10 protein-coding genes are annotated in these 12240 nt (G+C 64.0%); 7 read left to right on the forward strand and 3 right to left on the reverse strand.

What is annotated here, in order from left to right; genetic code table 11:
* Positions 1-64: 64 nt before the first annotated feature.
* Both ACDC66_RS08045 and ACDC66_RS08050 read left to right on the forward strand, forming a co-directional pair.
* Complete coding sequence (locus tag ACDC66_RS08045) at positions 65-3331, forward strand: reprolysin-like metallopeptidase (RefSeq protein ID WP_376696187.1); 3267 nt, start codon at positions 65-67, stop codon at positions 3329-3331.
* 288 nt (positions 3332-3619) lie between these two features.
* The gene (locus ACDC66_RS08050; RefSeq protein WP_376696188.1) at positions 3620-4546 is read left to right on the forward strand and encodes a hypothetical protein; all 927 of its coding nucleotides are present in this window, start codon (positions 3620-3622) and stop codon (positions 4544-4546) included.
* Between the two features lie 136 nt (positions 4547-4682).
* On the opposite strand, the gene ACDC66_RS08055 is transcribed toward ACDC66_RS08050, so the two are convergent.
* Entirely contained in the window at positions 4683-4817 is a 135-nt protein-coding gene (locus ACDC66_RS08055; protein WP_376696189.1) for a hypothetical protein, read from the reverse strand.
* A gap of 75 nt (positions 4818-4892) precedes the next feature.
* On the opposite strand from ACDC66_RS08055, the gene ACDC66_RS08060 reads away from it, so the two are divergent.
* Positions 4893-5444 carry an SEL1-like repeat protein gene (locus ACDC66_RS08060; RefSeq protein ID WP_376696190.1) on the forward strand — a complete coding sequence of 184 codons (552 nt, stop codon included), beginning with the start codon at positions 4893-4895 and terminating at the stop codon, positions 5442-5444.
* Positions 5445-5647: 203 nt separating this feature from the next.
* On the opposite strand, the gene ACDC66_RS08065 is transcribed toward ACDC66_RS08060, so the two are convergent.
* Entirely contained in the window at positions 5648-6664 is a 1017-nt protein-coding gene (locus tag ACDC66_RS08065) for a sulfite exporter TauE/SafE family protein (protein ID WP_376696191.1), read from the reverse strand.
* Positions 6665-7275: 611 nt separating this feature from the next.
* Between ACDC66_RS08065 and ACDC66_RS08070 the strand changes: the two genes are divergently transcribed.
* Genes ACDC66_RS08070 through ACDC66_RS08080 form a run of 3 tightly spaced genes read left to right on the forward strand, consistent with a single transcriptional unit; the run spans position 7276 to position 10551 of the window.
* Complete coding sequence (locus ACDC66_RS08070) at positions 7276-8598, forward strand: efflux RND transporter periplasmic adaptor subunit (RefSeq protein WP_376696192.1); 1323 nt, start codon at positions 7276-7278, stop codon at positions 8596-8598.
* Positions 8598-9818 carry an ABC transporter permease gene (locus tag ACDC66_RS08075; protein WP_376696193.1) on the forward strand — a complete coding sequence of 407 codons (1221 nt, stop codon included), beginning with the start codon at positions 8598-8600 and terminating at the stop codon, positions 9816-9818. Before ACDC66_RS08070 ends, ACDC66_RS08075 begins: the two co-directional genes overlap by 1 nt.
* Positions 9811-10551 carry an ABC transporter ATP-binding protein gene (locus ACDC66_RS08080; protein ID WP_376696194.1) on the forward strand — a complete coding sequence of 247 codons (741 nt, stop codon included), beginning with the start codon at positions 9811-9813 and terminating at the stop codon, positions 10549-10551. The genes ACDC66_RS08075 and ACDC66_RS08080 overlap by 8 nt, the downstream gene beginning before the upstream one ends.
* Before the next feature lie 31 nt (positions 10552-10582).
* On the opposite strand, the gene ACDC66_RS08085 is transcribed toward ACDC66_RS08080, so the two are convergent.
* The gene (locus ACDC66_RS08085; protein ID WP_376696195.1) at positions 10583-10735 is read right to left on the reverse strand and encodes a hypothetical protein; all 153 of its coding nucleotides are present in this window, start codon (positions 10733-10735) and stop codon (positions 10583-10585) included.
* 227 nt (positions 10736-10962) lie between these two features.
* On the opposite strand from ACDC66_RS08085, the gene ACDC66_RS08090 reads away from it, so the two are divergent.
* Complete coding sequence (locus ACDC66_RS08090) at positions 10963-12147, forward strand: trypsin-like serine protease (protein ID WP_376696196.1); 1185 nt, start codon at positions 10963-10965, stop codon at positions 12145-12147.
* The last annotated feature ends 93 nt before the right edge of the window (positions 12148-12240 follow it).

Genomic DNA, 12240 nt, shown 5'->3' on the forward strand with positions numbered 1-12240 from the left:
CGTAGCCGCGTTTTCTTCGCGGGCGATGTGCAATAAACTGATTGAAAATGCTTGAGCTTGGCCCATGACGAATTCCTGGAAGACACTGATCGGCGTACTGGTGCTCGGTCTGGTCACCGCCTGGTGGTGGCCGGGCCCGGAATCGAGCGGTCGAAACGCGCCGCAAGCCGCCGGTAGCGCTGGCGCCGCTGAAACGGCCCGATCCGACACGCCAGAGCAGGCGGCGACGCGAGATGCTGCCGGCCCGCACCGGCCCCGGCCGGCCGAGCCACGCCGCCTGTGGTCTGCACCTGCGCGCTCGCCCGATCAACGGCCGGCCCCCGGCTCGGGTTTCGCCGGCCTGCCCGATGGCCTGGTGCAGCAGGTCGAAGTCGTGACCCATGTTCCGGCAATCGGCGAGCCACTGGCGCTCGAATTGCCTGACGAGCCCGCGCAAGAGGTTATCGTCAGGAGCCGTTTTCGCCATCCCAACGGGGATGTCAGTGTTCACGCCCGCGCCGGCGGCTCGGCGGGCACGCAGGCCACCCTGACGGTCGGCCGTGACGGCGGCTTGTTCGGCCGCATCCGGGTCGATCAGGCGCTTTACCTGGTCCACAGCGATGCCAGCGGAAGCTGGCTGGTCGATCTCGACGATGAGCGGGTCGACGTCGACGACTTCCACGGCGACACCCTGGGCCAGAGCCTGTCGGCAGATGCACAAACCGGTGAAGCACTCGACGGTCCGGCCGGGCAGTCGGCGGGCGAGGCCACAAGCCGGATCGATGTCATGTTCGTCTACACGCCCGACATGCTCGAGCGTTACCCCGACGGCCTGATCGAGACCCGGCTCAACCATCTGGTGGCGATCGCCAACCAGGCGATGGTCGACTCGGCCGTCGGCATCGTCGTCGAGCTCGTCCATCACCGGCAAATCGGGTATCCCGCCCAGAAGGCCAACGGGCCGACGCTGCGGGATCTCGCGCGCGCCCTCGATGGAGAAAGCGTGACCGGCATGAGCGGGCTCAAGGCGGACCGCGAAGCGCACGGGGCCGATATCGTGGCGCTGACCTGGCCCCACGACATCGAGACCCGCGGCAGTTGCGGCATGGCCAGGTTTCCGCGCCCCAACGATAGCGGTGACTTCGATCCGGCCCGCGGGGTCCATATCGACAACGACGGGGCCAGCAACTGGTCGGTGTGCTCCGATTCGGTGTTCACCCACGAGCTCGGCCACAACCTCAATGCCGAGCACCAGCGCGGCAGCGCCAGCGAAGACGATCCCGACCGCGCCAACTATGCCTTCGTGCGCGACGGCCGCTTTCATACGATCATGGGCAGCTTCGGTACCGGCGACGTCAACCGCTACCAGCGACTCGACGTGTTCTCCAACTCCGATATCCAGTGTGGCGGCGAGGCCTGTGGTTCAGTCCAATCCGGAGCCGGGGCCGACAATGCCGCCATGCTGCGTCAACTGGGCCCGGTGGTGGCTGCCTATGCCGGCGAAAGCGATCCCAGCGGCATCGAACGCCCGGCGCCGTCCAGCCGCGATAGCGACGGCGACGGCCGCAGCGACCGGGACGATCCCTATCCGTTCGATCCATACGATGGCCAGACGCCGCCGCAAGTCGGGCCGGTCACCGACTTCGCCCCGCGCGAGCTGAAGGCCGGGACCTCGCCGGGTAGCCACGAGCTGCTGGTGGTCAGCAGCGGCAGCGACCAGGTGCTGTCGTTCTCGCCTGAGGGCGGTTTTCGCGGCGTGGCCGTCGCACCCGAGGCCGCCAATGCCGGTCCGATCCTCACCGAATACTCCGACATGCGGGTCGATGACGCGGGCCGCATCTGGCTGCTCGCCTCCGGCGACGTCAGACGCTTCGATCGCTTGTCCGGCCGCCTGATCGACGTCTTTCTCGGATCGACCCGGCCGGAACCGGCCGACCTGGCCAGCGCCTTCCCGCGCGCTTTTGCGCGCCTGCCCCAGGACCGTTTTGTGGTTCTCGGCGACAACGGTATAGAACGTTTCAACGCTGCCACCGGTAAGTCTCTCGCACCGCCTCCAGGCGGGGAGCCGACGCAGGAACCCGACAACTGGCGGGACGCCATGGACCTGCCGTTGCGCGGTGTGGCCAGCTGGCGGCAGTCACTGTACGTGGCCGAGGCGGCCAACAACCGGATCATGACCTTTTCCATAGGCACCGGCGCTCGCCGGCCCGACTTGGCCGACAGCGTCACCGCGCCCATCGAGGACCCCTGGGCGCTGCGCGTCGGGCCCGACGGTCTGCTGTACCTGGCCAACGGTCGTGCCGACAACATCCTGCGTTTCGACCCGGACGGGGGCTTTGTCGACGAGTTCGTGGCCAGCGGCGCCGGCGGGCTGGACTTCGCCCGCGATCTCGCATTCGCGCCCGGCGGTGATCTTTACGTCACCAGTCACGCCGGCGATGCCGTGCTGCGCTTCGACGGTCAGACCGGTGAGTATGTTGAAACCGTCGTCGAGGCCGGCGAAGGCGGGCTCGATGGCCCGGTCGCCCTGGCCATTGCGCCGGTGGTCGATGAACTCCACGCCGGCCACAGCGGTCATTTCTTCGTGCCCACGCGCTCCGGCGAAGGCTGGCTGCTGGAAATTCTTGATGAGGCCACCGCCGCGATCAGCTGGTTTACCTATCCGCCCGAGGGCGCCGACCGTGACCAGGCCTGGATGGTGGGCGTCGGGGATATCGAAGGCAATCGCATCGTCTTCGAGGACCTGGTCGAAACCCGGGGCGGCCCCTTCGGTCCCGACTTTGATCCGGCCGATCTGGAAGAGCGTCACTGGGGACGGCTCGAACTCGAGTTCAGTAACTGCAACAACGGCAAGTTGCGCTATCAGGCACAGGACGAATCCTGGGGTGGCGGGCAGCAGCGCTTCACCCGTCTGATCGGAATCGAGGGCACGCCCTGCGGGGCGCTGGCGCGCTCGCCGGCCGACGATGCGCCCGGGATCAGCGGCCAGTGGTACGACCCCGACCGCAACGGCCAGGGCTGGTTCCTCGAGGAATCCGCGCCCGGTCGGGTGTTCGTGGCCTGGTATACCTACGACGGCAGCGGCGACCCGGCCTGGATCGTGGGCGAGGGCGAGTTGGACGGCAATGCGCTCGTCTTCGATGACCTGGCGATGCCCGCCGGAACCCGCTTCGGAGATGACTTCGACGTCGACGCGATCGAATCCCGCCACTGGGGCACGATGACCATGGACTTCGTCGACTGCGAGCGGGCGCTGGTCGAATACGATTCGGTCATCGAGGCGTTTGGCCAGGGATCGATGAACGCGGCCCGACTGACAACGCTCAGCGGGCTGGAGTGCTTCATCGACTGAATCCGGCGGTGACCTAAAACCGGCACACCCACGAATATCTTGGCGGAGTTAGCCGCTCCCTCTGGAGCGACTCGCGGGGGTGCCTGGAGACGTGCCAGAGTCCCCTAGGCGGCGTTTTCATACGCGCGCAGCGTATTTGTCGCCGTTGAACCATACGTCACAAATCACGGGGTCCTGAAAGCCTCTGAACTTCTCCCTGAGTCGAACCGGGCGGCTCGAACTCCCGGCCATTGACTGGAATGTCCGGGCAGGTGATGCTTTTGGGAGTCCAGTCGGATCGATACGGCCATGTACAACCTGCGTCACCTGTTCCGCGTTGCCCGGCGCGGCTTGAGCGACATGCTTCCGGCGCTCGTGCAGGCGTTCAATGACCGCCACGACGACGACCGTCTCGATCGGGTCTTCGGTCCCAGGCCTCGCATCACGGTGCTTGCGGTCACCGCCATCGGCATCTTGCTGGGCTACGGGCTGCAGGCCGCGCTCGAAGGATTTGCCGTTTTCGGTTTCATCAACGTCGCGGCCGTGCTGTTCGGGGCCGGTTACGCCCTTGCCTATCGCCACTACCTGTTCGGCGATCCGACGGCAAGCGAAGACGACTTCCCCTGGCTGGCCGCGGCGCTGATTCCGCCGGCGGTCGCGCTGGTCCTCGTCAGCTTCATCGGCCGGGGTCTGGACGGGTTCGAGACGCTGCCGAGCGCACCGGGCTGGACCATGGTCGGCGGCGTGCTCGATGCGCTGGCCGATTCGCTGGGCGTAGCGGCCGGGTTGACCATTGCGGTCGCCTCGCTGTGTTACAGCAAGGCCTGGCCTGCAGCCGTCAAGACGCTTGTCCGCCGACTGATCGTGTTCAAGATCATGGTCTGGATCATGGTGCTGGTGTTCGTCGAGATCGGAGTCATCGGGCCGATTCTCGGTGCTTTCATGGAAGGGATCCTGGGCATCGACCTGCCCGCCTGGCTGGGCGATTTCGCCGACCAGCTGACCTACGCCGTGCTCATGACGATCATTTACCTGGCCATTATTGGCGGCACCTGGACGGCCTGCCGAAGAAGCTTTGGCCGCCTGCTGCGCGACGGCGAAGTCGATGTGCTCGAGACCCTGCAGGCGATGGCCCTGGCGCCGGAAAAAAGACGCCGTGCGGCGCGCAAGGCGCGCACGCGGGCAGCACAGGCTGCCCTCGATCGCGCCGACCGTGGCAGCCCGCCGAAGGCATGACCCAAGGAAAGCCGGGACAGCCATGATTCTTTGCCGCAGGCACCCCATTGCCAGGGTCGCCCGCCAGTTCAATGGGCTCGATGACGGTGCCCAGGGGATGGGGTACGCCGGTCGGTGGCGGCGTGCCGGGCGCCACTCAGCCCGGCGGAATCCCGCCGGGCTCAGTGGTCTCGTTCACCATGCGCGCCGCCGCCGCGGCGGTGCAGAGTTCGCTTGGCGCTTCATCGCGACCCACGGCGAGGACGCATTGAACAACATCCTTTTCGGCCATGGTAGCGTAGCCGTGATTTGCCCGGTATGAATGATCATGCTAGTTTCAAGCTTGGCGGCACGTATTGGGTGTTTCATGATCAATATCATCAATATCTGCAAATGTCTGGGGCTGTTTGCGATTTGCGCCATGCTGTTGGCAGGATGTGGAAAGTCTTCACTGGTCAAGGGCAACGAGGCATTTCTAAGCGGCGACTATGCTTCGGCCGAAGCGCAATGGCGCGAGCTGGCTGGAACGGGCGATGCCGATGCGCAACACAATCTTGGGGTGTTTGAGCTCCACCGGGGTGACGCTGTTGCAGCCGCTCGATGGTGGAAGCAGGCAGTTGCTCAGGAGTTTGAGCCGTCCATGCTGGCGCTTGCTCGCCTCGAATTGATGTCGGGCCGGCGTGACGCGGCCGTTTCGCACTTTCGGCGCGCCGCACGTTGGGGCAATGGCCGGGCAGTCGCAGCTCTGGAAAAACTTGGCGAGCCCGTCCCACAAGCGGATCTTCGGATGGCCTTTGTAGCGCGCGTGGAATACCGACAAGAAGGTGCCCGCCGCGAGCTCGATCGCTCTGATCGCAACGAATCGCTCAACCAGATGCTCGACAAGTACGCGTATCTGGTGAGTGAGCAAAGCGATTAGCGAGCGCAAAAACCAGGGCACCCAAGATTCTCCTGGATTCCGCTTTGGAGGGATCGGGCCGACCTTTCTGACCGCGGCTGCTGGATTTAACGGACTCGATCATGGCCCTGGCGCCCTAAGGCTGAATCCGCCGGTGTAACCGGCTTGGTCCGCTGAAACGGATCGGTAAGAGAGTTCGGACCGTCCCACTGTTCCTGAAAGGCTCAGATGTCGGTTACGGATTTGCGCGATCGGCGTGCAAGCTGATGGCCCTTGCGGTACATGTTCTGAAACACGACCAGAAATATGATGATTGCCAGCAAGGTGGCGGCCAGCGTCCAGGCCGTCAGCGAGTCGTGCTCGCGCATCAAGGTTCCGATGAGCTGAGCGACGCACAGTATCGACACGAGATAAAGGGTCGAGCGTCTGCCGACATGACTGACGACAAGAGCGCCGACAGGCGCGCCGATGGCGACGATCGGTGCCGCGGCGAGCCAGTTCTCATAGGTGCCCGGTGCCACGCCGCCCAGCAAAAGTTTGGTGACAATGCCGATTAGCGAGGTAAAAGCCATCAGGATCACGGATGTGGGAATGGCGATCCTCAGGTCGGCGTGACACCACAACACCAGCGCCATGTAAATGATCATGTCGATGCCCACGCCGGTGATGCTCGCAACGGTCAGTCCCCCGAGTAAGCCCGTAAGAAAACCGACTCGGTGATCGAACTCGACGTCGTGCGGTGTCATGCCTTCGTAGGAAGTGATCTCGTTGGTACGGCGCAGGTGGATCAGGCCGAAGCTGCACCACATGGCCGCGAAGAGCAGTTTGATGAACAGGTCGGGCACGAGTGGTGCGATAACCAGAATGCCCAGCGGTGTTCCGGTCAGCGTTCCGACCAACGCTGCACGCAGCATTGGCCATTCGAGCGCCTGGCGTTTGCAGAGGATGTAGATGCTGGCGCTGGTCATGCCGATGGACTGCACGGCAAAGCTGAAGTCCCTACCCAGTGCTGCCGGCGAGTCCATCAGCAAAACAAGCACCGGAAAACCGACCGTTCCCCCGCCCATTGGCGTGGAGCCGGCGAAGTAGGAGCCCGCCGCCATGGCGGCGGCGATCGGCCAGTGTTCAACGACAGTGGGTAAATGGCCCCCCGTGATCACGAGCGCAAGCCATGCGCCGTAGAACAGCAGCAGCCAGACGAAAAAGGGGAGCAGGGAGGCAGACTTGGTCGTCGCGCGCATCGCCGGTATTCTAGCGGCAATTCAGGACGAAGAAACCACGCCAGTCATGATCTTCCTGCCTGAGTCGGCCGCGATTTGGCGTGTCGATTGGCCTGCCGGTCGGCTACGCTCAAATTTGCGCATGGGCTGACGCCCGGCTCATTCCGGTCACTCGAAGGTGCAGGTCAGGCGATCGTCAGCAGAGGGCTGGCTGTTGTTGCAGCTTCTTGAACGCGAACTCGCCGGAAACGCCTTTCATCCAACTCGGGCCCAGATCGGCGGCCTTGAGCACTCAGGCTTCGGCTGAGCCGACGCCCGCTAGTAACGGCTTTCGGTTTCCTGTGCGCGCCGCATCCACTCGCGGGGATGATTGGCGACGTTCCAGAAGCCGCCAGGTGGCGTATATTTGTCCGCAAAGCTTGCCTGCTCAACGCAGGCTGAATCACCGTGATTGCCGCTCGACCCACCGGGTCGATTCACCAGACTTACCGGGATTTTTGGGGAACTGGGAGAGGGACAAGCTACGGCGCGCGAGTTCCGGGCCGGCATGGCGCAGGCGTATTCTTTCCATCAGGGGCCATGCTATTCTGGAAGCGTTGGATAGCCTGGAACCGGGTCCAGATTCGGGCTCAATGGCAGCCGTGCCCGTGGAGCTCTTCGAGCACACCGCAGGTGGGGCCATCTGGCCGGGATTCGGGTTTTTACTTTGGGGCACGGAGGCGACTGTGCGCGAGGGTCGTTACCGATGGGTGGTCGTCGTGGCAGTCGTTATTCTCGCTGCCGGATACGGCGTGATGCGATGGTGGCAGGGGCCGCAGGTTTACGGCTACGTCATCGATTCGATGCCGCTTGTGCAAACGGTGGTGGCCACGGGGCGAGTCGCCACGGTTTCAAGGACCCGGATCGGCAGCGAGGTCACTGGTGTGGCGCTGGATCGCCTGGTCGAGGAAGGCGACACCGTCGAGCCCGGTGACCCGCTCCTGGTGCTGCGGGCGGATGACATCGCGGCCCGGGTTCGCCAGGCCGAGACAGCGATTACCCAACTGGAAACTGCGACCCGTCCTCTTGCCAGGGTGGTGCTCGAGCGCACCGAATTCGAGCTGGCACAGGCGCGTCGTGAACTCGAGCGGCGGCGTGCTCTGGCGGCGCGTTCGCTGTTGTCGAGCGAGGCGCTGGAGCAGGCCCGCGAGGCAGTGCGTCTTGCGAACAATGCGCTTGAGGCGGCCCGGTTGAGCGCGACCGCGCTGGCGCCGGGCGGGGTGGAGGAAGCTCTGCTGCGCGATCGGCTTGCCGCGGTGCAGGCGGAGCTCGACAAGACCGTAGTGCGCTCAGAGGTGTCGGGAACCGTACTGACCCGTGACGTCGAGCCGGGCGATCTCGTGCAGCCCGGTCGTGCGCTGTTCACCATTGCGCTCAGGGGCGGCACCGAAATTCGCGTGCCGCTGGACGAGCGGAATCTGTCGCGCCTGGCGCTTGGGCAGAACGCCGCGGTGCTGGCCGACGCCTATCCCGATCAGCCGTTTTCGGCGCGCATTGACTTCATCGCCCCGAGCATCGATCCCCAGCGGGGGACCGTGGAGGTTCGACTGGCCGTTGATCCGGTTCCCGAGTTCCTGCGCCAGGACATGACGGTTTCGGTGAATATCGAAACAGGGCGTCGCGAGCGTGTGCCGGTGATTCCGAACGACGCGCTCGGCGAGGTGCAGGGCGACCGGGCCAAAGTGTGGATGCTGCGCGATGGACGGCTGCAACGCCAGACGTTGACCCTGGGGTTGCGCGGCCTGGTCATGTCCGAAGTGCTGGCCGGCCTCGAGGCGGGGGATCGCGTGTTGGCCGATGTCTCGGCGCCGATGCAGGAGGGCGCGCGCGTTCGCTTCAGGCAGCGGGTAGTGCCGCTTTCCGGCATCCGCGAAGGGGAAGACACCGGCAATGAACCCCCGGTGAGGTTCGACTGATGCGCAGCCTCCGCCGCTTGTGGGTGGAGTGGACCATCGCGATCAGCTTTCTGCGCGAGGGGCGCGCCCAATCGTTGATGATCACGGTGGGCGTTGCCGTGGGTGTGGCAGTGATCGTGTTTATTACCGCCCTGATCCAGGGGCTTCAAGCCAATATCATCGAGCGTACGCTGGGCACCCAGGCCCATATCCGACTGCTGCCGCCCGACGAGGTCAACCTTGTGCTGCCGGCCGAGCCCGGGACTCTGCAGCTGGTTCGGGAGGACAAGCGCGGTCAACGCCTGCGGTCGATCAATAATTGGCAACAGGTCAGCGCCACGCTGGACCGGCTGCCGGAGCTGACGGCGGTTTCGCCGGTGGTGTCCGGGCCCGCCTTTGCGCGTCGCGGACAGGCTCTTGAGTCCGTGGTGTTGATGGGCATCGACCTGGAGCGCTATCGTCGGGTGATTCCCCTGGATCGGTATGTCGTCAGCGGCTTCCTGCGCCTGGGTGCCGATGACGCCCTGGTCGGACGGCTGCTGGCCGACGATCTGGGCGCCGATGTCGGCAGCAAGGTGCGTCTCGAAACCGGGCAGCAGGGCAGTGCGGTTCTGAACGTCGCCGGCATCGTCGAGCTGGGCGTGCGTGAACTCGATTCGCGATCGGTCTACCTGGACCTGAGACAGGCGCAGTCGCTGCTGGACCTGCCCGGTGGGGTGACCGTAATCGACCTGACGGTGACGGATATCTTCGCTGCGGACGAGGTTGCTGCGCGGATCGATCGCCTGACGGCTTTGACAGCTGAAAGCTGGATGGCGACCAACGCGCAACTGATGAACGCGCTCAGTGCGCAGAGCCTGTCCACCAACATGATCATCGTATTCGTGGGCTTGTCGGTTGCCTTCGGGATTGCCAGCGTGTTGTCGGTCAGCGTGGTTCAGCGCACCCGGGAAATCGGCATCCTGCGCGCCACCGGCGCGGCCCGGGCCCAGATACTGCGCGTCTTTCTCATCCAGGGCTCGGTGTTCGGCCTGCTGGGTTCGGTCCTGGGAATCACGGCCAGCTATGGGTTGGTGGCCGTGTTCAACACTTACGGGCCGGGTTTGTTCTACATCCCCATTCCCCCGGCCGTGATGCTACTGGCGCTGATTCTGGCGACCCTGACCGGTGTGCTGGCGGCCGCCGTGCCGGCGCGCCGGGCCGCCGGCCTCGACCCCGTGGTGGCGATCCGCTATGTCTGAATCCGTCGGTGAGGTGCTGCTGCTCGAGGCATTGCGCAAGTCCTACAACGTCGGCCGGCCCAACGAGACCGAGGTGCTGCACGACATTGATCTGGCAATCGGCCGCAGCGACTTCGCCGCGCTGGTGGGTCCCTCCGGTTCCGGCAAGAGTACGTTGCTGAACCTGATCGGCCTGCTTGACACGCCCGACAGCGGGGAACTGTACCTGCTCGGGCAGGCCACAAGGAGAATGGATGATGCCGAACGAACCGCGTTGCGTGGCAGTGCGATTGGCTTTGTCTTCCAGTTCCACCATCTGATCCAGGCCTTCTCCGCCGTCGACAACGTGCTCATGCCGCTGATGCTCAAGCAAGGCAAGCCCGACGCGGCCGCCAGGGAGCGGGCACGGATGTTACTGGCGGCCGTGGGTTTGGAGAAGTATGCCGATACCCCGCCCAACCAGCTCTCCGGCGGCCAGCAGCAGCGCGTGGCGATCGCCCGCGCCCTGGTCACCGAGCCGGCACTGTTGCTGGCTGACGAACCCACCGGCAATCTCGATACACAGACCTCGGCCGAAGTGTTTGAGCTGTTCCGGCGGTTCAATCGTGAGCGCGGCTGCGCGGTGTTGCTCGTGACCCACGACCAGCGTCTGTCGGCGATCTGCGATCGAACGATTGACCTGGTCGACGGGCGGATCGTCGCTGATGCCATGAACGACGATATCGCGATCGAGGGCAGTCCCCCTTTCGCTTGAAGGGGTGTTCGGGACTTGCCGATGGGCTTGTCTACGGCACTTCCCACCGTGCGGCGTTGCCGCGCGCATCGACGTGTACGAACGGGCCACGATGCGAACGCGGGCCATACAGGCCCAGGCCGCCGATCAGTCGCTCGAAGATGCCGGCATCTCGATTGGTTGTACCAGGGCGTTCGGTAACCACTCATGATGACGAAGCTGTCTGTACGGATACCGCAGCGCGAAGCCCCGGGAAACTCCTTTCATTGAGCATTGGCCGGGGTCTGCAGCCTCAAGCATCAGCCTTTCAGCGGAGCCGCAACTGGCCCCTGGGAGCAAAAATTTGGGAATTTATTGACTTCGGCAATCGCCATTGCTATAAGAATTTTGTGATATTTGTCACGCTTTCGACTTCATACCCTGGAGCACCTCATGGCACGAATACTTGTTTTCGCTATCACGACGATTCTCGCTCTCCATATCAGCACTGCGTTTGCGGAAAAGACTGATCCCGTTGGACTTCCGAAGCTGGTGACCGTGCAAGACCCCAACGACCCCATCTATGCCAACGCTGGAGAGAACCTCGCCAATGGCGTGGGTTCGATCTTCGTTCAGTTCGATCAGACGGGAACTGGCGGTTTCATCTGTACTGCCAGTGCAATCAGTCCACGGCATATCCTGACCGCCGCTCACTGTGTGCTCGAGCAGGATTGGACCGTCTCCCGAATCAGGTTCGTGCTCAATGCCGGCCGCTCGGCACCAGCAATCATCGACGCGAGCGCATTCGAGGTTCATCCGTTCTATCCGGCTTTGGCGCCTTTCTTCGGCGCTTTCGCGCCCGGAGACATCGCCGTGATCGAGCTGTCGGCAGACATTCCGGCAGGTACGGAAGTGTACGATCTGTATCGCGACGCTGACGAGTTCGACAAGGAAGTTCGGCATTATGGCCACGGCGGCGCCGGGCGCGGAAATCAGGGCGCAACCGTCGGGGCTGATTTCTTCTTCGGCCGTACTGGCCTCAATCGTTACGAGCAGACGCTGATTCCCTTTTTCGGGAGCTCCCTTTTCGATTCACTGCTGTACGATTTCGATGGCGCCGGGCGTTTCACCAACGCGATGGAGTGGTGGTTCACGAGTGAATTCGCGTGCGCTCCGGAACAAACCGACAATCCGTCTCAGGCGCAGGACGGGCAGTGCACCACCTTCAAGGACGGAAGCTATCCGGACTTTAAGGGCTTCGGGAAGCTGGAGATCGGATTGGCTGGCGGCGACTCCGGCGGACCGGGCTTCATCGACGGCAAGATCGCCGGCGTCCATAGCTTCGGCTTCACCCATCAATGTGCCGGCGTGACCAACCGTACCGACTTTACCTGCGGGCTGGATAGCTCCTTCGGAGAGATGAGTGGTGACACGCGCGTCTCCAGCTATGCTGACTGGGTCGATGGCCTATTGGCCGGTGGAGGGCCCGCAGTGCCCATTCCACAGCCCGCCAACACGCCGGCAGCGACTGATCAGGCACTCAGTGCGGTCGCCGGTGAACTGACGCTGCGTGGGTTGACCTTCGCGGCTTCCGTTTGGTCGACCACCATGCGAGCCGTGTCCGGTTCCGTCGAGTGACTGCAGGACAGGAGCAATGGCCCGCCTTGCGGCGGGCCACGCTCTTTCGAAAACCTTCGAAAACCAGTACACCCACGATTCCCCGAGTGAATC

It is taken from the genome of Wenzhouxiangella psychrophila (genome assembly GCF_042310375.1).
In the GTDB taxonomy this organism is placed as follows: domain Bacteria; phylum Pseudomonadota; class Gammaproteobacteria; order Xanthomonadales; family Wenzhouxiangellaceae; genus Wenzhouxiangella.

What these genes read in the sequence shown, in the direction of transcription:
- ACDC66_RS08045 (WP_376696187.1), top strand. Translation starts at nt 65, where the DNA reads ATGACGAATTCCTGGAAGACACTGATCGGCGTACTGGTGCTCGGTCTG.
- ACDC66_RS08050 (WP_376696188.1), top strand. Translation starts at nt 3,620, where the DNA reads ATGTACAACCTGCGTCACCTGTTCCGCGTTGCCCGGCGCGGCTTGAGC.
- ACDC66_RS08055 (WP_376696189.1), bottom strand. Translation starts at nt 4,817, where the DNA reads ATGGCCGAAAAGGATGTTGTTCAATGCGTCCTCGCCGTGGGTCGCGAT.
- ACDC66_RS08060 (WP_376696190.1), top strand. Translation starts at nt 4,893, where the DNA reads ATGATCAATATCATCAATATCTGCAAATGTCTGGGGCTGTTTGCGATT.
- ACDC66_RS08065 (WP_376696191.1), bottom strand. Translation starts at nt 6,664, where the DNA reads ATGCGCGCGACGACCAAGTCTGCCTCCCTGCTCCCCTTTTTCGTCTGG.
- ACDC66_RS08070 (WP_376696192.1), top strand. Translation starts at nt 7,276, where the DNA reads ATGGCAGCCGTGCCCGTGGAGCTCTTCGAGCACACCGCAGGTGGGGCC.
- ACDC66_RS08075 (WP_376696193.1), top strand. Translation starts at nt 8,598, where the DNA reads ATGCGCAGCCTCCGCCGCTTGTGGGTGGAGTGGACCATCGCGATCAGC.
- ACDC66_RS08080 (WP_376696194.1), top strand. Translation starts at nt 9,811, where the DNA reads ATGTCTGAATCCGTCGGTGAGGTGCTGCTGCTCGAGGCATTGCGCAAG.
- ACDC66_RS08090 (WP_376696196.1), top strand. Translation starts at nt 10,963, where the DNA reads ATGGCACGAATACTTGTTTTCGCTATCACGACGATTCTCGCTCTCCAT.